Source organism: uncultured Tepidimonas sp. (assembly GCF_938045175.1).
Lineage (GTDB): Bacteria > Pseudomonadota > Gammaproteobacteria > Burkholderiales > Burkholderiaceae_C > Tepidimonas.
Window position 1 is genome coordinate 1 of record NZ_CALIND010000055.1, and the last position, 19,073, is coordinate 19,073.

The 19,073-nt window shown below is 68.4% G+C and carries 17 protein-coding genes; 8 read left to right on the top strand and 9 right to left on the bottom strand.

Going from position 1 to position 19,073, the window contains the following annotated elements; genetic code table 11:
- The 4 genes from Q0716_RS10925 to xseB form a co-directional block, all read right to left on the bottom strand.
- A partial coding sequence (locus Q0716_RS10925; protein ID WP_366139711.1) for a twin-arginine translocation signal domain-containing protein occupies nt 1-91 on the bottom strand: 91 nt, incomplete at its 3' end.
- Between the two features lie 203 nt (nt 92-294).
- Entirely contained in the window at nt 295-2,202 is a 1,908-nt protein-coding gene (dxs, locus tag Q0716_RS02835; protein ID WP_299019432.1) for a 1-deoxy-D-xylulose-5-phosphate synthase, read from the bottom strand.
- A 22-nt stretch (nt 2,203-2,224) separates the two neighbouring features.
- Nucleotides 2,225-3,118: a polyprenyl synthetase family protein gene (locus Q0716_RS02840; RefSeq protein ID WP_299019476.1), complete on the bottom strand. Its 894-nt coding sequence runs from the start codon at nt 3,116-3,118 to the stop codon at nt 2,225-2,227.
- A gap of 53 nt (nt 3,119-3,171) precedes the next feature.
- Nucleotides 3,172-3,426, bottom strand: coding sequence for an exodeoxyribonuclease VII small subunit (gene xseB / locus Q0716_RS02845; RefSeq protein ID WP_299019433.1), 255 nt, complete (start codon nt 3,424-3,426; stop codon nt 3,172-3,174).
- Nucleotides 3,427-3,654: 228 nt separating this feature from the next.
- Here xseB and Q0716_RS02850 point away from each other — a divergent pair, with 228 nt between their 5' ends.
- Genes Q0716_RS02850 through Q0716_RS02860 form a run of 3 tightly spaced genes read left to right on the top strand, consistent with a single transcriptional unit; the run spans nt 3,655 to nt 6,624 of the window.
- A complete protein-coding gene (locus tag Q0716_RS02850; RefSeq protein WP_299019434.1) occupies nt 3,655-4,821 on the top strand; it encodes an aromatic ring-hydroxylating dioxygenase subunit alpha in 1,167 nt (388 codons plus the stop codon).
- 46 nt (nt 4,822-4,867) lie between these two features.
- A complete protein-coding gene (locus Q0716_RS02855; protein WP_299019477.1) occupies nt 4,868-5,746 on the top strand; it encodes a DMT family transporter in 879 nt (292 codons plus the stop codon).
- Nucleotides 5,743-6,624, top strand: coding sequence for a sulfurtransferase (locus tag Q0716_RS02860; RefSeq protein ID WP_299019435.1), 882 nt, complete (start codon nt 5,743-5,745; stop codon nt 6,622-6,624). The genes Q0716_RS02855 and Q0716_RS02860 overlap by 4 nt, the downstream gene beginning before the upstream one ends.
- 43 nt (nt 6,625-6,667) lie before the next feature.
- Here Q0716_RS02860 and Q0716_RS02865 read toward each other — a convergent pair whose 3' ends face one another.
- Nucleotides 6,668-7,561, bottom strand: a complete 894-nt coding sequence (locus Q0716_RS02865) for a dienelactone hydrolase family protein (protein WP_299019436.1) — start codon at nt 7,559-7,561, stop codon at nt 6,668-6,670.
- A 209-nt stretch (nt 7,562-7,770) separates the two neighbouring features.
- Here Q0716_RS02865 and Q0716_RS02870 point away from each other — a divergent pair, with 209 nt between their 5' ends.
- Both Q0716_RS02870 and Q0716_RS02875 read left to right on the top strand, forming a co-directional pair.
- Entirely contained in the window at nt 7,771-9,348 is a 1,578-nt protein-coding gene (locus Q0716_RS02870) for a methyl-accepting chemotaxis protein (RefSeq protein ID WP_299019437.1), read from the top strand.
- Between the two features lie 156 nt (nt 9,349-9,504).
- Entirely contained in the window at nt 9,505-10,068 is a 564-nt protein-coding gene (locus Q0716_RS02875) for a hypothetical protein (RefSeq protein WP_299019438.1), read from the top strand.
- 45 nt (nt 10,069-10,113) lie between these two features.
- On the opposite strand, the gene polA is transcribed toward Q0716_RS02875, so the two are convergent.
- Nucleotides 10,114-12,885: a DNA polymerase I gene (gene polA, locus Q0716_RS02880; protein ID WP_299019439.1), complete on the bottom strand. Its 2,772-nt coding sequence runs from the start codon at nt 12,883-12,885 to the stop codon at nt 10,114-10,116.
- A 41-nt stretch (nt 12,886-12,926) separates the two neighbouring features.
- On the opposite strand from polA, the gene Q0716_RS02885 reads away from it, so the two are divergent.
- The 3 genes from Q0716_RS02885 to Q0716_RS02895 are packed head-to-tail and all read left to right on the top strand — an operon-like array spanning nt 12,927 to nt 15,006.
- Complete coding sequence (locus Q0716_RS02885; RefSeq protein WP_299019442.1) at nt 12,927-13,250, top strand: hypothetical protein; 324 nt, start codon at nt 12,927-12,929, stop codon at nt 13,248-13,250.
- Nucleotides 13,251-13,256: 6 nt separating this feature from the next.
- Nucleotides 13,257-14,210 carry a homoserine kinase gene (locus tag Q0716_RS02890; protein ID WP_299019444.1) on the top strand — a complete coding sequence of 318 codons (954 nt, stop codon included), beginning with the start codon at nt 13,257-13,259 and terminating at the stop codon, nt 14,208-14,210.
- A gap of 16 nt (nt 14,211-14,226) precedes the next feature.
- Nucleotides 14,227-15,006 carry a BPSS1780 family membrane protein gene (locus Q0716_RS02895; protein WP_299019448.1) on the top strand — a complete coding sequence of 260 codons (780 nt, stop codon included), beginning with the start codon at nt 14,227-14,229 and terminating at the stop codon, nt 15,004-15,006.
- Between the two features lie 19 nt (nt 15,007-15,025).
- Here the strand turns inward: Q0716_RS02895 and Q0716_RS02900 are convergent, their stop codons facing one another.
- The 3 genes from Q0716_RS02900 to Q0716_RS02910 form a co-directional block, all read right to left on the bottom strand.
- Nucleotides 15,026-17,443, bottom strand: coding sequence for a UvrD-helicase domain-containing protein (locus tag Q0716_RS02900; RefSeq protein ID WP_299019466.1), 2,418 nt, complete (start codon nt 17,441-17,443; stop codon nt 15,026-15,028).
- A 22-nt stretch (nt 17,444-17,465) separates the two neighbouring features.
- Complete coding sequence (locus Q0716_RS02905) at nt 17,466-18,374, bottom strand: OmpA family protein (protein WP_299019471.1); 909 nt, start codon at nt 18,372-18,374, stop codon at nt 17,466-17,468.
- A partial coding sequence (locus Q0716_RS02910) for a MotA/TolQ/ExbB proton channel family protein (RefSeq protein WP_299019473.1) occupies nt 18,371-19,073 on the bottom strand: 703 nt, incomplete at its 5' end. The genes Q0716_RS02905 and Q0716_RS02910, both read right to left, overlap by 4 nt.

Sequence of the window (19,073 nt, forward strand, 5' to 3'; positions counted from 1 at the left end):
GCACTGTGGGCTGCGCATGCACGGCCGGGGCGGCACCGGCGGCCAAAACACCGGCGATACCGGCATGTTTGATGACGGAACGACGATCCATGAATCCAATCTCCTACGGTTTTGAGACAGTTTGCGGCTGCGGTCGACGACCGCTAAGCACGGCACAGAGCAGTGTAGTGCAGCCCACGCCTGGCCAGCGGGAGTGTAAACCCTGAGAAACGGCGCGGCTCCCGGTGCTTTGAAGAAGTTTCAAAGGCGCAGCGCTCGCCGTCACAAGGTACCCAGTCCCGCGTCCCGAGGCGATCACGCCGCCGGCGGCACGACGGCCAGTGTGGCCCGGGCAGGTCGCAGCAGCATCCCGAAGCGCTCGCGCACGGCGCGCTCGATGCCCTCTGCATCCAGCCCCAGCCGCGCCAGCAGCAGCGCGGGGTCACCGTGCTCGATGAAACGGTCTGGCAGCCCCAGCTGCAAAACGGGGCGCGACACGCCCTCGGCGGCCAGCAGTTCCAGCACCGCCGATCCCGCACCACCCGCGATGGCCCCCTCCTCCAGCGTCACCAGCGCGTCGTGCGTTTGCGCCAGCGACAGCACCAGCTCGCGATCCAACGGCTTGGCCCAGCGCATGTTGGCCACGGTGGCATCGAGCGCGTCGGCGGCTGGCAGCGCTGCGTGCAGCAAGGTGCCAAACGCCAGTATCGCCACCCCGCGCCCACGCCGGCGCACCTCGCCTTGGCCGAAGGGCAAGGACTCGGGCTGCGCGGGCAGCGCCGCGCCCACGCCCGCCCCCCGTGGATAGCGCACCGCCACCGGCTGTGACAGCTCATACGCCGTGGTCAGCAACCGGTAGCACTCCGCTTCGTCCGACGGGCAGGCGATGGCCAGATTCGGAATGCAGCGCAGGTAAGCGATGTCGTACGCGCCGCAGTGCGTCGGTCCGTCGGCGCCGACGATACCTGCGCGGTCTAGCGCAAACACCACCGGCAAATGTTGCAAGGCCACGTCGTGGATGGCTTGGTCGTACGCGCGCTGCAAGAAGGTGGAATAGATCGCCACCACCGGCTTGAGTCCCTCACACGCCAAGCCCGCAGCGAAAGTCACCGCATGCTGCTCGGCGATGCCGACGTCGAAATACCGGTCGGGAAACCGTTGATGAAACTCCACCATGCCCGAGCCCTCGCGCATCGCCGGTGTGATGCCCACCAGCCGCTTGTCGCGCTCGGCCATGTCGCACAACCAGCGGCCAAAGACCTGGGAAAACGTCGGCTTGGGCGGCTGGGCGGGCGGCACCAGCCCCACCGCGGGATCGAACTTACCCGGGCCGTGGTAGGCGATGGGGTCGGCCTCCGCCAGTTTGTAGCCCTGCCCCTTTTTCGTGACCACATGCAAAAACTGGGGGCCTGCCCCATCGTCGAGCAGCCGACGGATGTTTTCCAGCGTCGGAATCAGCGAGTCGAGGTCGTGCCCGTCGATGGGGCCGATGTAGTTGAAACCAAATTTTTCGAACAAGGTGGCGGGCACCACCATGCCCTTGGCGTGCTCTTCGAAGCGCCGCGCCAGCTCCAACAGCGGCGGCGCGACGCTGAGCACCTGCTTGCCGACCTGCTTGGCGGCGGCGTAGAAGCGCCCGCTCATCAACTGCGCCAGGTAGCGGTTGAGGGCCCCGACCGGCGGGCTGATCGACATGTCGTTGTCGTTCAGGATGACCAGCAGCGGCGCCTGGGTGACGCCGGCGTTGTTCAGGGCCTCGAAGGCCATGCCCGCCGTCATGGCGCCATCGCCGATCACGGCCACCGCACGCCGGCGCTCGCCCTTCGCCTGGGCCGCCAGGGCCATGCCCAGCGCGGCGGAGATGCTGGTGGACGAATGCGCGGTGCCGAAGGCGTCGTACTCGCTTTCGCTGCGCACCGGAAAACCGCTGATGCCGCCGAGCTGGCGCAGGGTGTGCATGCGCTCGCGCCGGCCGGTCAAAATCTTGTGCGGATAGGTCTGGTGGCCGACGTCCCACACCAGCCGGTCGTGCGGCGTGTCGAACACATAGTGCAGCGCGACCGTCAGCTCCACCGTCCCCAGGTTGGAGCTGAAGTGCCCGCCGGTGCGCGCCACGCTTTGCACCAGAAACTCGCGCAGCTCATCGGCCAGCGGTCGCAACTGGGGACGCGCCAGCCGGCGCAGATCGGCCGGCGAGTCGATGGACGAGAGCAATCCGTTCATGGCTATCCCCCTGTCGAAGCCGTCAATACCGGCGCTGCACCACCCACCGCGCCAGCGCCGCCAGGCGTTGCGTCGGCTGTGCCGGCATGTCGTGCAAGGCCTGCAGGGCCTGCGCCAGCAACGCCTGCGCATAGGCCCGGGCCGCCTCGATGCCCAGCAGCGACACGAAGGTCGGCTTGTCCGCCGCCGCGTCCTTGCCCGCCGTCTTGCCCAGCGTGGCGGTGTCGGCGGTGGCGTCGAGCACGTCGTCGATGACCTGAAACGCCAGCCCCAGCGCCCGCCCATAAGCGTCGAGCGCGGCCAACACCGACGCATCGGCGCGGGCGGCGAGTGCCCCCATGCGCACGCTGGCCAACAGCAGCGCCCCCGTCTTGCGCCGGTGCATGTCTTCCAGCGCTGCTTGGTCGAGCCGCTGACCGACCCCTGCCAAATCCAACGCCTGTCCGCCGGCCATGCCCTGCCAGCCCGAGGCGCGGGCCAGCTCGCGCGCGAGCGCCACCGCTAGCGCCGGATCACGCTCGGCCCACGCCGGCGCCACCAGCCACTCGAACGCCAGCGCCTGCAGCGCATCGCCCGCGAGCAGCGCCTGCGCTTCACCATAGCGCACGTGCACCGTCGGTTTACCGCGCCGCAGCACATCGTCGTCCATGCACGGCAGGTCATCATGCACCAGCGAATAGGCGTGGATCAGCTCCACCGCGCCTGCGGCGCACCACACGGGCGCGTCGCGCGGCGGCTCGACCACGCCCGCGACCGCTTCCCACGCCGCCAAAACGAGCAATGGACGCAGCCGCTTGCCTCCGTCCAGCACGGCATAGCGCATCGCGTCGCCCAACCCGGCCGGGGCATCGACAGGCAGCCGGTCATCCAGAAACGACTCCATCTGCGCCAACCGCCGGGCCATCCAGTCGGCCATGTCGCTGGCTGCGCGCCCCGGCTCGCACCGCACCGCTTGGGACAGGGCCACGCTCATGTACCAGGCTCCCAGGGCCGGGTCTGGCTGCCGTCCACGATTTGGATTTGCTGCTCCACCGCATCGAGCCGACTGCGGCAAAACGTGAGCAGCGCCGTGGCCCGCTGGTACGCGCCCAACAAATCGTCCAGCGGCATCTGGCCCGACTCCAGCCGTGCCAGCAGCGCCTCCAGTTCTTGCACCGCTGCCTCGTAGGTGGGCGGCAGTGGCTGATCTTGGGCGTCGGCTGGGGAAGTGGGAGCGCGTGACATATCGGGGCGCGATCGAACGGTGAACCGGTCATTGTAGTCAGTTGCCAGACGCCGCGCGTGGGGGGTACAATTCGGCGTCCCCCGCGGTCTGGTGATATCCAGGCTGGCGGGGGACAGTCCTTTCACCCCTCAAGGAGGTGTCGTTCCACCCACCCGCGCCGAACCGTACCCACGTTTCATCCGCGCTTGTCCGCCCCGTCGTCGGGGGAGTCTGAGGTCAGGATCATCATGTCTGATTTGAGTCTTCCATTGCAGCAGGCCAAGAGCCAACTGCCGGTGTCCGTCTATTTCGATGAGGCGCTGTTCAAGCGCGAGCTGGAGACGATCTTTCAGTCCGGTCCGCGCTACGTGGGGCACGCCAACGCGGTGCCCAACGTCGGCGACTACTACGCCCTGCCGCAGGAGGGCGAAGGCCGCGCACTCGTGCGCACCGAACGCGGGGTGGAACTGGTCAGCAACGTCTGCCGCCATCGCCAGGCGGTGATGCTCAAGGGCCGCGGTAACCTGCATAGCGACGGCAAAGCGCACGCAGGCGGGCACATCGTGTGCCCCCTGCACCGCTGGACGTACAGCGGCGGCCAGCGCGGCATGGTCGAGCTGGGCACGCTGGTGGGTGCCCCCCACTTCGCCCAAGACCCGTGCCTGAACCTGCAACGCTGGCCACTGCGCGAGTGGAACGGCTTGCTGTTCGAGGACAACGGGCGCGACATCGCCGCCGACCTTGCCGGCATGGCGGTGCGCGACGTATTCAATTTCGACGGCATGGTGCTGGGCCACGTCGAGCTGCACGAGTGCCACTACAACTGGAAGACCTTCATCGAGGTCTATCTGGAGGACTACCACGTCGTGCCCTTCCACCCCGGCCTGGGCAACTTCGTCACCTGCGACGACCTGCGCTGGCAATTCGCCCCCGAATATTCGGTGCAGACCGTAGGCGTGCAAAACCTGGCGGCCAAGGCCGGCAGCCCCGTGTACCAGCGCTGGCACGAGGTGCTGATGCGCCACCGCGAAGGCAAGCTGCCCGAGCACGGCGCGGTGTGGCTGACGTACTACCCGCACATCATGGTGGAGTGGTACCCGCACGTGCTGACCGTCTCCACGCTGCACCCGATCGCGGTGGACAAGACGCTCAACCTCGTCGAGTTCTACTACCCCGAGGAAATCGCCGCCTTCGAACCGGAATTCATGGAGGCGCAGCGCGCCGCCTACATGGAGACGGCTATCGAGGACGACGAAATCGCCGAGCGCATGGATGCGGGCCGCAAAGCCCTGCTGCAGCGCGGCACGAGCGAGGTCGGCCCCTACCAAAGCCCAATGGAAGACGGCATGCAGCACTTCCACGAGTGGTACCGCGCCCGCATGGGGCTGCCCGCGCACGGTGACATCGACGGCTGATCGCAGCAACTCCCCCCACCGCGCCTCGCCCCGCGAGGCGGGATGGATGGTGGTGGGCGCGTTGCTGTTCGCGTCGATGGGGGTGTGCATCAAGCTCGCGGCGAGTCACTTTCACAGCTTCGAGATCGTTGGCTACCGCGGCCTCATCGGCGTGCTGTTTCTGCTTGCGCTGACCCGGGCACGCGGCGTGTCGCTCGCCACGCGCGTGCCGGTGATGCACCTGTGGCGCAGCGTCGTGGGCACGATCTCACTGCTGACGTGGTTCTACGCGATCGCCGCGCTGCCGCTCGCCACCGCCATGACGCTCAACTACATGAGCAGCGTGTGGGTGGCCACCTTCTTGCTGGGAGGCGCCCTGTTGCTGCAGCGCCGACGGCGCGCGTTGCGCGGGCAGACGCCGCTGTTTTTGACCGTGTTGATCGGTTTTGCCGGTGTGGCACTGGTGCTGCGCCCCACGTTCGACGATGCGGCCGCCCTGGGTGGTCTGGCGGGTTTGCTGTCGGGCCTGTCGGCAGCGCTGGCCTATCTGCAGGTGGCGGCGCTCGCCCGCGTGGGCGAGCCCGAAAGCCGCACCGTCTTTTATTTCTCCTTGGGCGCGACCGCGGTCGGGTTGGCTGGCACGCTGGTCGTGGGCTTTAGCCCCCTCGATACCGTGCAGGCCCTGTGGCTCATTCCCATTGGCCTGCTGGCCGTGCTGGGCCAGCTGTGCATGACGCGCGCTTACGCCAGTGGTGCCACGCTGCTGGTGGCCAACCTGCAGTACAGTGGCATCGCGTTTGCGGCGCTGTACGGCTGGCTGTTTTTTGGCGATCGGCTGCCGCTCATCGGCTGGGTCGGCATGGCACTCATCGTGGGCAGCGGTATTGCGGCAACCGTGCTGCGTGCCCGCGCTGCACCGCGCCTGCCGGCAGAGGAACATGCATGAACGCGGACTTTCCCTCCCCCTTGATCGACGTCGCCTCTGCGCGCGCATGGATGGCCAGCGGCCGTCCGGTATGCATCGTCGACTGCAGCTTCGAGCTCACCGACCCGCACGCGGGCCGCGCACAGTACCGCAGCGGCCACATTCCCGGTGCCCGCTACGCACATCTGGACCACGACCTGAGCGCGCGCCCGGGCGAGACGGCCGTCAACGGCGGGCGCCATCCACTGCCGACCCGCGAGGCCATGATCGAGCGCCTGCGCGCCTGGGGTGTGCGGCAGGGTGAACCCGTCGTGGTTTACGACCGCCAAGGGGGCATGGTATGTGGACGCTTGTGGTGGCTGCTGCGCTGGTGCGGGCATGCGCCCGTGGCGGTGCTCGACGGTGGCTGGCGCGCGTGGGTGGCCGCCGGGGGCCCAGTCGCCCAGGGCGACGAGCCGCTTGCTCCTTCGGTGGGCGACGCCACGCTGGGTGAGACGGGCGTGACGCTGCGCACCCTGGCGGAGGTGGTGCGCGACCTGGGCCGCCCCACGCAGACGCTGGTGGACGCGCGCGCGGCGGCCCGCTTTCGCGGCGAGACCGAAGCGCTCGACCCGGTGGCGGGCCACATTCCGGGCGCGCTCAACCGGCCTTTTACCGACAACTTTGGGCCGGACGGGCGCTTCAAGGACGCCGCCACCTTGCGCCGCGAGTGGGGCACCCTGCTGGCAGGCCACGACCCTGCCACCGTCGTTCACCACTGCGGTAGCGGCGTCAGCGCCATTCCCAACCTGCTGGCCCTGTACATCGCCGGCTTTGGGCTGGCCCCGCTGTATGCCGGGGGCTGGAGCGAATGGTCGCGCGCCGAGCCCTGCCTGCCCTGTGCGCGCCACGTGCCGTGAGGCGCGGGCGGGGGGGCGTCTCGTCAAACGGCCATGTCGAGCTTCATACCGCCCCATGCTGGGCAAACCAAGCCAGGCAGCGCCGCCAAGCATCGGCGGCTGGCTCGGCGCGGTAGGTGGGGCGGTAGTCGGCATGGAAGGCGTGGGGCGCATCGGGGTAGACCACGAAGCGCGAGGCGCGCGCCGCTGCGTTGCCCTGCGCCAGTGCCGCTTGCATGCGCTCCACCGATGCCAGCGGTATGCCTGTATCCGCCCCGCCGTACAAGCCCAGCACCGGCGCCTTGAGCTGATTCACCACGTCGATCGGATGGCGCGGCTGCAACGCGGTGCGCTCTCCTTCCAGCCGGCCGTACCAGGCCACGGCGGCCTTTAGCCGTGGGCTGTGCGCCGCGTACAGCCAGGTCTGGCGGCCACCCCAACAAAAGCCGGTAACGGCGGCGCGTTGGCCGTCGCCGCCGTGAGCGACGGCCCAATCCAGGCAGGCGTCCAGGTCGCGCGCCACCTGTTCGTCCGGGACCTTGGCCACCACTTCGGCCAGCAGGCGCGCCATCTCGCCGTAGCTGGACGGGTCGCCCTGACGCACGAACAACTCCGGCGCCAACGCCAGATAGCCCGCACGGGCAAACCGTCGCGCCGTGTCGGCGATGTATTCATGCACCCCGAAGATTTCGGACAGCACCAACACCACCGGCAAGCCGACGCGCCCAGCCGGTGCGGCACGATAGGCCGGAATGGTTTCAGCCCCGACGGGAATCTGCACGTCGCCCGCCACCAGCCCGTCGGCGGGCGTCTTGATGGCCGTCTGCGCCACCAAGGGCCCGGCAGCAGCGGCATATCCCAAACCCAGCGCTCCGCGCAATAGACCCCGCCGGCGTGGACCCGCCCCGGCGTGAGTGACGTCGAGCAAGGCATGAACATCACGCTCGTTCAGTGACATGGCACCTCCTTGGTGTGTGGGGTCGATGTGCCGTGCCCCCCCAACCGGCATCTGAGGGTGAATCCGGAACAATCTGGTATGCGAGCTATGGTACAACCGGACCATGGCTGGCTCGTGCTGTCTGTGCCGACCTTACTCGCTTTGCGGGTTTCGGCGCCCCGGGCTGCTTTCTGGACATTCCCTTCCTGCTCTATCACACCCCCATTGTCATGCTCAACCGCATCCGCCTTACCCAACGGGTCTTTGCCGTCATCGTGGGTTATCTCGCCGTATTGGGGCTTGTCGTGGCCTCCGGCCTGTGGGGACTGTACTCGGCCAAAGAAAGCTTGCGCAGCATCCACAGCCACCGCATGGCGATCAGTGAATCGTTGGCCGTGCTGTTGCGCAATTATTACGACAACCGCCTGCACGTGCTGCTGGCGTTCCAGCACGCGCCGGACAGCCCGACGCGCGCGCTGCACGACCATCCCACGTCGATGCACTTGGACGTCATCGCCAACCAGCGCGAGTCGAACAATGCAGCGCTCAAGGCCATCGAAGCGCTAACCCCGATGATGGACGAAGAAGAGCGGCGCTTGTTCGACCAGGTGCAGGCGGCGCGCAAGGGCTGGCAAGTCAAACGTGACCAAGCCCTGCAGGCATTGCGGGACGAAAACTTCGCCACCGACGTGATGCAGGCCTTCCTCGTCGCGGGCCGCACCGAGGGTGCCGCCTTCGAAAAAGCCATGCAAGCGTTGCGCGAGTTGCAGTTGCAGCGCGCCGACGCCGAGGCCCAGGCTGCCGAGCGGCGCTACCAGCTCAACCTGGCCCTGGTGGTGGCGGTGTTGCTGCTGGGGGCACTCCCGATGACGGTGCTGATGATCGCCACGCAGCGGCGCATGTCCGAAGGTTTCCGCGTGGCCGACGAAACCGCCAGCGCGATCGCCAGCGGCGATCTGTCGCGGCCCGTCACGGCTTCGGGCGCCGACGAAATCACCCATCTCCTGCAACAGATGGAGCAGATGCGGCGCAACCTGCGCGAGCTCATCGGCAACGTTGCCAGCGCCGCCGACAGCATCGCCAGTGCCGCCGCTCAGGTCGCCAGTGGCACGCTCGACTTGTCGCAACGCACCGAGCAGCAGGCGAGTTCCCTGGAGCAGACCGCCTCGGCCACGGAGGAGCTCAACAGCACCGTGCACCAAAACGCCGCCAACGCGCGCCAAGCCGACGAGATGGCGGAGAAGGCCACGGCCGTGGCCGAGCGCGGCGGTGCCGTGGTGCGGCAGGTCGTCGAGACGATGAACGGGATCAACGCCTCGTCGCAGCGCATTGCCAACATCATCGGTGTCATCGATGGCATCGCGTTCCAGACCAATATCCTGGCGCTCAACGCGGCGGTGGAAGCGGCGCGCGCGGGCGAAGCGGGACGCGGCTTTGCTGTCGTGGCCAGCGAGGTGCGCAACCTCGCGCAGCGCAGCGCCGAAGCCGCGCGCGAGATCAAGACGCTGATCGACGACTCGGTGACCACCGTCAGCGCGGGCAAAGAGCAGGTCGACGCGGCTGGCGCCACGATGGCCGAGATCGTGCACAGCATCGAGCGCGTGACGGAGCTGATGCGCCAGATCGCCACCTCCAGCGCCGAACAGGCCGACGGCCTGGGGCAGATCAACCAAGCCGTGGCGATGATGGATGGGGTGACGCAACAAAACGCCGCCCTGGTCGAGGAGGCGTCCGCAGCAGCCGCCGCGTTGCGTGAGCAAGCGCAGCACCTCACGCAACTGGTCGGGCGTTTCCGGTTGGGTGGTTGACGCATGCCCGGGCGGCTCACCCAAGGGTGGCGTATCAGCGTGCTCTCCCGCCGTGGTCCACACTCGGCGACGGCGATCGCGGCCGCACTGCTCCTGCCTGCCATTCTCTCGGGTTGCGGGGCTGTCACACCGCCCGCCAAAGCGCCCGAAGGTGCCATGGCAGCATTACCCCCTGCCACCGACGAGCACTTCCTGCTGCGCCAACAGGCGCAGAGCTGTGTGCTAGAGTTGCGCGGCGCGATCGATGCCTCCACCGTGCGGCGCATCGAGGCCCCTCTGCGGTCCGTCGAGCGATTGGACTGCGCGCGCAAGGTGCTACTGTTGCGTGCGGAGGACGGGATCGTGGGTGATGCCATCACACTGGGGGCGATGATCCGCAACCGCGGCTACACCACCCAGGTCGCGCCCGGCGGGACCTGTCGTACCCCGTGCGCACTGGTGTTTGCAGCGGGCATCGAGCGCTGGTTGCCCGCAGAGCCGCAGCCGGCGCGACTGGTATGGACGCTGATCCCGCCGGACGCCGATTTCGGCCACCGGCAGTGCGAAGCCGAGCTCAGCCGCGCCCAGCAGGTGACCCTGATGCGCTACCTGCGCGCGATGCTGCCACCGCAAGCGGCATTGACCGCCTACCAAAACCTGCAAGCAGCAGACTGCCGCAGCGCGGTCACCACAGACCCGGCGCAGGCGCTGGCCAGCGGGCTGGCCACCACCATCCGCTGATGGCAGCCCACGCAGGGGTGGCACCCCACCAGCAAAGCGCCGTCATCAGTGCGCCTGCTCCCAATTGGCGCCTACGCCCACCTCGGCCACCAGCGGCACGCGCAGCGTGGCCACGCCAGCCATCAAGCGCGGCACCTCGGTGCGCACCCAGTCCAGCTCCTCGGGCGGCGCCTCGAATACCAGTTCGTCGTGCACCTGCAGGATCATGCGCGTGCGCAGGCCCGCACCGTCCAATGCACGCTGCACCGCCACCATGCTCATCTTGATGAGGTCCGCCGCCGTGCCCTGCATGGGTGCGTTGATGGCGGCACGCTCGGCGGCCGCGCGGCGCGGACCGTTGGGCGAGCGGATTTCGGGCAGATACAGACGTCGGCCGAAGACGGTTTCCACATAGCCGCGCGCGCGTGCCTGCTCGCGCGTGCGCTCCATGTAGGCGCGCACCCCCGCAAAGCGCTCGAAATAGCGCTCGATGTAGGTTTTGGCTGCGTTGGCGTCGATACCCAGCGCCTTGGCCAGCCCGTAGGCACTCATGCCGTAAATGAGGCCGAAGTTGATGGTTTTGGCATAGCGGCGCTGCTCGGGCGTGACCTGCTCGGGCGGCTGGCCGAACACCTCGGCCGCCGTGGCGCGGTGCACGTCCTGCCCCTCGGCAAAGGCGCGCAGCAGCGCAGCGTCCTCACTCAGGTGCGCCATGATGCGCAGTTCGATCTGTGAGTAGTCGGCGCTGGCGATGTACCAGCCGGGCGGGGCGATGAACGCTTCCCGGATGCGCCGCCCCTCGGGCGTGCGGATGGGGATGTTTTGCAGGTTGGGCTCGTTGCTGGCCAGCCGTCCGGTGACGGCCACCGCCTGCGCGTAGTGCGTGTGGACGCGCCCCGTGGCAGGGTTGACCATCGTCGGAAGCTTGTCGGTGTAGGTGCTCTTGAGTTTGGCCAGGCTGCGGTGGGCCAAGATGCGCGCGGGCAGCGGGTAGTCCTCGGCGAGTTTTTCCAACACTTCCTCATCGGTGCTGGGCGCGCCGGTGGCGGTTTTCTTGATCACTGGCAGCCCCAGCCGCTCGAACAGCACCTCGCCGATCTGCTTCGGCGACCCCAGGTTGAAGGGGCCACCGGCCAGCGCGTGCGCCTCGACCTCCAGCTCGGCCAGCCGCTGCGCCAGCTCGGCGCTTTGGCGACGCAGCGCGTCGGCGTCGATCAGCACACCGTGGCGCTCCATGCGCCGCAACACGTCGCTGACGGCCAGCTCCAGCTCGTAAATGCGCTGCAGCGCGGGTTCGGCCTGCAGGCGCGGCCACAGCACGTGGTGCACGGCCAGGCACATCTCGGCGTCCTCGCACGCGTACGCGGCCGCGCGCTCGATGGGCACCTGCGCAAACGGGATCTGCGCTGCCCCTTTGCCGCAAACGTCCTCATAACTCAGGCCGCGCCGACCGAGGTGCCGCTCGGCCAGACTGTCCAGGTTGTGCGGCTTGTGCACTTCCAGCACGTAGCTCTGCAGCAGCGTGTCGTGCACGTAGCCGCACACGTCGATGCCGTGGTTGGCAAACACGTGCTGGTCGTATTTGACATGCTGGCCACACTTGGGCGCAGCGGCGTCCTGCAGCCACGGGGCCAGGCGCTCCAACACGGCCGGCAGCGGCAGTTGGTCGGACGCGTGGGGGCCTTCATGCGCCAGCGGTACGTAAGCTGCTTCGCCCGGCGCCACGCTGAAGGAAATCCCCACCAGCCGCGCGGCCAACGCGTCGAGCGACGTGGTTTCGGTATCCAGCGCCACCAACGGGGCTTGGCGCAGGCGCGCGAGCCACGCATCCAGCGTCGCCCAGTCGCGCACCACCTCGTAGCGTCGCTCGGGCACGGGGGGGGCGGCAAACAGCGTGGCCTGGGTACCCGGCGCGGGCGCGGGCGCGGGGTCGGCCTCACCCTCCAACGCGCGGGCCAAGCTGCGAAAGCCGTAGCGTTGGTAAAAATCACGCAGCGCCGCCGTGTCGGGGTCGCGCCTGCGCAGCGCATCCAGCGACGGCAGGCCTGGCACGTGGCCATCCAGATCGCAATCGGTACGGATGGTCAGCAACCGGCGCGCCAGCGGCAGCCAGTCGCGTGCGCGGCGCAGGTTTTCACCGACCACGCCCGGAATCTCGTCGGCATGCGCCACGATCGCGTCCAGCGAGCCATACGCCTGCAGCCACTTGGCCGCCGTCTTGGGGCCCACCTTGTCCACGCCCGGCACGTTGTCGACCGCGTCGCCCACCAGGGTCTGGTAGTCCACCATCAGCCGTGGCGGCACCCCAAACTCGGCTTGCACCCCCGCCACGTCGCGCACCTTGCCGCTCATGGTGTCGATGATGGTGATGCGCTCGTCCACCAGTTGGCTCAAGTCCTTGTCGCCACTGGAGATCAGCACGCGCCAGCCCTGGTCGGCCGCGGTGCGCGCCAGCGTGCCGATGACGTCGTCGGCTTCCACGTCGGGCACCACCAGCACCGGCATGCCCAACAGGCGAATGACCTCATGGATGGGCTCGATCTGCGCGCGCAGGTCGTCGGGCATGGGGGCGCGGTGCGCTTTGTAGTCCGGATACAACGCGTCGCGAAACGTCGGCCCCGACGCGTCGAAAACGACCGCGATGTGCTCGGCCGGGTATTGTTTTTGCAGCGCCTGCAGCATGTTGATCATGCCGCGAATGGCGCCGGTGGCCGGGCTGCTCGGGTCGCCCGGCACGGCACGCAGGTCGGGCATGGCGTGGTAGGCCCGGTACAGGTAGCTGGAGCCGTCCACCAGCACCAGCAGCGGGGCATCGGATGAGGGGGCAGGAGCGGTCATCGCGCTATTGTGCACGGGGGATTGCCTACAATCAGCGGGTCATGCAGACTGCACCCCACTCCCATCCGACCGTCTACTGGGCCGCTGCGGCGGCCGCGCTCACCGTCGCCCTGGCGCTGCCCTGCGCCGCCGCAGCCGACGCGGTCGCCCCCACCCCCACGAAGCCCGAGCCCAAAGTCGAGCGGCTGGTACACCACGACGGCTGGAGCCGCATCGAGGAGCTGCGCATCGGCGGTCAAACCCGCACGATCGACGTGCGCACGCGCTCGGGCCTGCCCGGCTACGAGGTGCGCCCGATCGACCCCGGTGTCAGCGACGATCGATCTGGCGCGGGCACGCGGCGCTGGCGCGTCACCGATTTCTGAACCGTCATGGCCGTCTTTACCGAAGTCAGCCGTGACGACGCGGCCCATCTGATGCAGCGCTTGGGCCTAGGCACGCTGGTCGAGATGGCGGGCTGCGCCGGCGGCATCGAGAACACCAATTACTTCGTCACCACCGAGCACGACGGCGAGCGCCACGATTGGGTACTGACCCTGTTCGAACGCCTGAGCGCGGAGCAATTGCCGTTTTATCTGTATCTGATGAAGCACTTGGCCGCGCGCGGCATCCCGGTGCCCGACCCGCAGGCTGACGCGACGGGCACCATCCTGCATACGGTGCGCGGCAAGCCAGCGGCGGTCGTCAACCGCTTGCGAGGCCAGTACGAACCCAACCCGACGCCTCAGCACTGCGCGCAACTGGGCGCGCTGCTGGCGCGCATGCACCTGGCCGGGCGTGATTACGAGCGCGAACAGCCCAACTTGCGCGGCCTGGCATGGTGGAATGAGACGGTGCCCGTGATCCTGCCGCACCTGCAGCCCGAGCAGGCCGCACTGCTGACCGCCGAGCTGGCTTACCAAAACCACATCGCCGCAAGCCCCACCTACCAGGGACTGCCGCGCGGCCCCATCCACGCCGACCTGTTCCGCGACAACGCCATGTTCGAGGACGGCCGCCTGACGGGGGTGTTCGACTTCTACTTCGCCGGCTGCGACACGTGGCTATTCGACATCGCGGTCTGCCTCAACGACTGGTGTATCGACCTGACCGATGGCCGCGCCGACCCCGAGCGCACCCGGGCATTGCTCGAGGCCTACGAGGCGGTGCGGCCGCTGACGGCGGGCGAGCGCGCCCTGCTGCCGGCGCTGCGCCGCGCGGGGGCGCTGCGGTTTTGGATCTCGCGCCTGTGGGACTGGTACCTGCCGCGCCAGGCGGCGGTGCTCAAACCCCACGACCCTACCCACTTCGAGCGCGTGCTGCGCGCCCGGCTGGCCGAATGCTGACCCTCGCCACCCCGATATGAAGCTCCATCGTGTCCCCGCCCGCACGGGCCTGCTCTGGGTCCGGTTGGGGCTGCGCACCTTCGCGCGCCAGCCGCTGGCCATGGGCGGGCTGTTTTTCCTGTTCATCCTGGGCGTCAGTGCATTGGCGATGGTCCCCGTGCTGGGCGCGCCAGTGGCACTGTCACTGGTACCCGCGGCCACCCTGGGGCTGATGGCCGCCACCAAGGAAGCCGACCGCGGGCGCTTTCCGATGCCCACGGTGCTGGCCACCGCGTTTCGGGCCGGACGCGAGCGCGTGCACGCCATGCTGCTGCTGGGCGGCCTGTATGCGCTGGGGGCGATCGTGGTCATGGCGCTGTCCGCACTGTTGGCGGGCGACGTCCCCAAGCTGCCCGCCGATGGCACGGAAGGCGCCGAAGCCGTGCTCGACAACCCCGCCCTGCTGCGCCACTTGGCGTGGCAAGCGGTGCTCTACATCCCGCTGGGGCTGCTGTTCTGGCACGCACCGGCGCTGGTGCACTGGCACGGGGTGCATCCGATCAAGAGCCTTTTTTTCAGCCTGGTGGCGTGTTGGGCCAACATGGGCGCGCTGCTGGTGTTCATGCTGGGCTGGGCGGGGGTGTTCTTTGCGGTATCGCTGGTGTTGGTGCTGTTGTCGTCACTGCTGGGTGGGGCCGGCACACTGCAGGTGTTGCTGTTCCCGGTGGCGTCGCTGCTGAGCGCGGCGTTTTTCACCTCGCTGTACTTCACGTTTCGTGACAGCTTTCTGACGGACGAGGGCACACCGCCCGCCTGAGCGCGCGCCCGGCAACCACTCACTCGACGGGTGTGAGCTTGGCCACCGCCAGCGCCAGCCATTTGGTGCCGTGGCGGCGAAAGTCCACCTGGGCGCGCGCATCGTTGCCCTGCCCTTCGACGGCCAGCACCCGCCCTTCGCCAAATTTGGTGTGAAACACCGCCATACCGGTACGGATCTCGGCGCCGCTGGCGCTGACCGCGGGGGCGCTGCGCGTCGGCACCGGCACCGCCGCTGGAATGCCCGCCATGCCGGCGGGCCGGTCATCGCCCAGGCCGCTGCGGCCCCAGGCGGGCTGGGCGGACGACGCCCAACCGCCGCCGAACCCGCCAGCGCCGCGCGCACGGGGCGGGCTGAGCCACTGCAGGCTCTCGGCGGGCAGCTCGTCCAGAAAGCGGCTGGGGATGTGGTAGCGCGTCTGCCCGTGCAACAAGCGCGTCTGCGCGTGCGTCAGGTACAGGCGCCGGCGCGCGCGCGTGATGGCCACGTACATCAACCGCCGCTCTTCCTCCAGGCCATCTTGGCTGGATAGGCTGTTTTCGTGCGGGAACAGCCCTTCCTCCAACCCCGTGATGAAGACGCAGTCGAATTCCAACCCTTTGGCCGCGTGCACCGTCATCAGTTGCACCGCCTCTTGTCCGGCTTGCGCCTGGTGCTCGCCCGCTTCCAGCGCGGCGTGGGCCAGAAATGCCGCCAGCGGGCTCAGCGTCTCGCCGGTCTCCGCCTCGACCCCCGATGGAGCGACGGCGGGCACGTCTGGCGCGGACACGGTCTCATCCATCGGCAGCGCCACCGCATCGCGCCCAAACCCTTCCTGGCTGACGAAGCTCTCCGCCGCGTTGACCAGCTCCAGCAGGTTTTCGATGCGCTCGGCTCCCTCGCGCTCGCCGCGGTAGTGGTCGATCAGTCCGCTGCCGTCCAGCACGCCTTCGATGATCTCACGCAACGGGCGGCCGACGCTGCGCTCGCGCATCACATCCAGCCGCGCCACAAATGCCCCCAGCGCTGCCCCGCCGCGCCCGCCGACGGCGGTGACCGCGTCGTGCAGCGAGCAGCCGGCGTCGCGCGCGGCCTGCTGCAACTGCTCCACGGTGCGTGCGCCGATGCCACGCGGCGGAATGTTGACCACGCGCAAAAAGCTGGTGTCATCGTGCGGGTTTTCCAGCAGGCGCAGGTAGGCCAGTGCGTGCTTGATCTCGGCCCGCTCGAAAAAGCGCAGCCCGCCATAGACGCGGTACGCGATGCCAGCGTTGAACAAGGCGCTCTCGAGTGCCCGGCTCTGCGCGTTGCTGCGGTACAGCAGCGCGATCTGGTGCAGCGGCACCCCGTCGCGCCGGTGGAGCTGGCGAATCTCGTCCACCACCCATTGCGCTTCCTCGTGATCGCTGGGCAGCTCGGCCACGCGCAGCCGGTCGCCCTCACCCTGTTCGGTGCGCAGGTTCTTGCCCAACCGCTGGCGGTTGTGGTCGATCAAGTGGTTGGCCGCGTGCAGGATGTGGCCAACGCTGCGATAGTTTTGCTCCAGCTTGATCGGCTCGGCAATGCCGAATTCGCGCACGAAGTCGCTCATGTTGCCCACGCGCGCGCCGCGAAAGGCGTAGATGCTCTGGTCGTCGTCACCCACCGCCATGACCGCGTTGCCGCAAGGCACGAACCGCCCGCCCGGCTCGTCGCCCGCCAGCTGCTTGATCCAGGCGTACTGCAGCCGGTTGGTGTCCTGAAACTCGTCGATCAGCAGGTGGCGAAAGCGCCGCTGGTAGTGCACGCGCAGCGGCTCGTGATCGCGCAGCAGCTCGTACGAGCGCAGCATCAGCTCGCCGAAGTCCACCACGCCCTCGCGCTGGCACTGCTCCTCGTACTGGCGATAGAGCTCGATCTTGCGCCGCGTGTCCTCGTCACGGGCGGCCAGGTCGCGCGGGCGCAGCCCGTCCTCTTTGGCACCAGCGATGAACCACTGCAGCTCCTTGGGGCGAACGTGCTCTTCGTCGATGTGGAGCGCCTTGAGCAGCCGCTTGATGGCGCTGAGCTGATCTTGCGTATCCAAAATCTGAAACGTGGCTGGCAGCCCGGCGAGCTGGTGGTGCGCCCGCAGCAGCCGGTGGCACAGGCCGTGGAAGGTACCGATCCACATGCCACGCACGTTCAGGGGCAGCAGCGCCGTCAGGCGCGCCAACATCTCCTTGGCCGCTTTGTTGGTAAAGGTGACGGCCAAAATGCCACCGGGCGAGGCCTGGCCAGTGGCCAGCAACCAAGCAATGCGGGTGGTCAACACCCGCGTCTTGCCCGAGCCGGCCCCCGCGAGTACCAGGGCATGCGCCGGCGGCAGGGTGACGGCACGGCGTTGTTCGGGGTTCAGGTCGCGCAGCAGCGGATGGTCGGGCGACAACGTGGGCGCCACACCCTCCACCGCACCCGCGCCAGCAAACGAATCGGTCATGCCCGCATTGTAGGCAGCGGTATCAGTTGCGCGGGCGCACCGGCGGCTCGAGCGTGATTTCCACCCGCCGGTTGAGCGCCCGCCCCTGCGGCGTATCGTTGGGCGCCAGTGGTCGCGTATCGGCATAGCCAGTGGCGCGCAGCCGGGTCGGGTTGAGACCGCGTGCCTCCAAGTGGCGCACCACGCTGCTGGCGCGCGCCGCGGACAGCTCCCAGTTGGACGGGAAGCGCGCAGTCTGGATGGGCACGTTGTCGGTATGCCCCTCCACCACGACCGTGTAGTCCGGCAGGCGGTTGAAGGCCGGCAGCAACTGGTCGATCACGGCGAGGCCAGCGGGCGTCAGCACCGCCTCGCCCGAGGCGAACAGCACCTCCGACGGAATGCGAAAACTCACCCCCTCGTCGCGCACCAGGATCTGGATGTCCTGCCCCAGCCCCGACAAGCCCAGCGCCTGCGCCGGGTCGCGCGCGGCCAGCGGATCGGCCGTTGCCGGCACTGCATCGCTCGCGGGTGGCGACTGCCGCTCGGCCGTGTGCGCGCCCGGACCGGGTGTCGGAGAGGGCAATCCCACCGGCGGCACGATGCTACCGCCCCCGCCAGGCAGCGGCTGCCCCACGCTCGGTGCACTGCTGCCCTGTGCCTCGGGCCGCCCCAGCGGGGGCTTGCGGGTGATGGGCTCCGAAAACGCCAGCATCACCACCAGCATCACCAGCAGCAGCGTCATCACGTCCAGATACGTCAGCAGCCAGGTCTCCTCCTCGACCACGGGATCCGGATCGGCATGCCAACGCGAATAGCGGCCTTTTTGCAACGGCGTCGGCCGCTGCGGCACAGGGGCGGACGGCGCTGGCGGCGACGTGGCAGCGGGCGACGCCGCGCGCGCGGCCTGCAGCGCACGCCCCAACGCATCATGCAGCTGGCGCTCGTTCACGCCTGCGTCCCCCCCTTGGAGTCGGGCGGCCGTGGCGCCGCGGAGGCCGCCTTCGGCGCCGGTTTGGGCTCCGTGCGGGTGACCACCGACCTCGGCGCACCGTCGCGGATCTCGTCCTCACGGTGGGCGACGAAGGAGTTGAGCGTCTCGCGCATCAGCGACGGGCTGCGGCGCGCGCACATCATCGAGATGCCCTGCAACACCATGTTCATGAGCACCACGCGCTGCTCGGTGCGGCGCTCGAGCTTGACCGCCACCGGCTTGAACACCAGGTTGGCGAGCAAAATGCCGTAGAACGTCGTCATCAACGCCACTGCCAGGTGGCGACCGATCACCACCAGGTCACCACTGGCCACCACGTCCATCAGGTTGATGAGCCCGACCAGCGTGCCAATCATGCCAAACGCCGGCGCATAGCTGGCCATGACGCGAAAGAGTTGCGCTTCGGCCGCTTCCTTGGCCTTCATGCGCGAGATGCGCCACTGCAGCAAATCCAGAATGTCCTCTTCCGGGATGCGGTCGATGACCAACTGCACCCCGGTGCGCAAAAAGGGATTGGAGATGCGCGGTAATGCCTTTTCCACCAGCACTGGGTCGTCACGCATCCACAGGCGCGAGACGTCGACCAGCTCCTCGATGTCGCGCTCGGTGTAGAGCCGCTCGTTGCGCATCACGGTCTTGATCAGCTTGAAGACGCGC

Coding starts and splice junctions, on each gene's coding strand:
- Q0716_RS02870 (WP_299019437.1), top strand. CDS start 7,771: ATGCTCAACCGCATCCGCCTTACCCAACGGGTCTTTGCCGTCATCGTG.
- Q0716_RS02900 (WP_299019466.1), bottom strand. CDS start 17,443: ATGACCGATTCGTTTGCTGGCGCGGGTGCGGTGGAGGGTGTGGCGCCC.
- Q0716_RS02850 (WP_299019434.1), top strand. CDS start 3,655: ATGTCTGATTTGAGTCTTCCATTGCAGCAGGCCAAGAGCCAACTGCCG.
- Q0716_RS02890 (WP_299019444.1), top strand. CDS start 13,257: ATGGCCGTCTTTACCGAAGTCAGCCGTGACGACGCGGCCCATCTGATG.
- xseB (WP_299019433.1), bottom strand. CDS start 3,426: ATGTCACGCGCTCCCACTTCCCCAGCCGACGCCCAAGATCAGCCACTG.
- Q0716_RS02840 (WP_299019476.1), bottom strand. CDS start 3,118: ATGGCCGACTGGATGGCCCGGCGGTTGGCGCAGATGGAGTCGTTTCTG.
- Q0716_RS02885 (WP_299019442.1), top strand. CDS start 12,927: ATGCAGACTGCACCCCACTCCCATCCGACCGTCTACTGGGCCGCTGCG.
- Q0716_RS02865 (WP_299019436.1), bottom strand. CDS start 7,561: ATGTCACTGAACGAGCGTGATGTTCATGCCTTGCTCGACGTCACTCAC.
- Q0716_RS02855 (WP_299019477.1), top strand. CDS start 4,868: ATGGTGGTGGGCGCGTTGCTGTTCGCGTCGATGGGGGTGTGCATCAAG.
- Q0716_RS02875 (WP_299019438.1), top strand. CDS start 9,505: ATGGCAGCATTACCCCCTGCCACCGACGAGCACTTCCTGCTGCGCCAA.
- Q0716_RS02895 (WP_299019448.1), top strand. CDS start 14,227: ATGAAGCTCCATCGTGTCCCCGCCCGCACGGGCCTGCTCTGGGTCCGG.
- Q0716_RS02860 (WP_299019435.1), top strand. CDS start 5,743: ATGAACGCGGACTTTCCCTCCCCCTTGATCGACGTCGCCTCTGCGCGC.
- dxs (WP_299019432.1), bottom strand. CDS start 2,202: ATGAACGGATTGCTCTCGTCCATCGACTCGCCGGCCGATCTGCGCCGG.
- polA (WP_299019439.1), bottom strand. CDS start 12,885: ATGACCGCTCCTGCCCCCTCATCCGATGCCCCGCTGCTGGTGCTGGTG.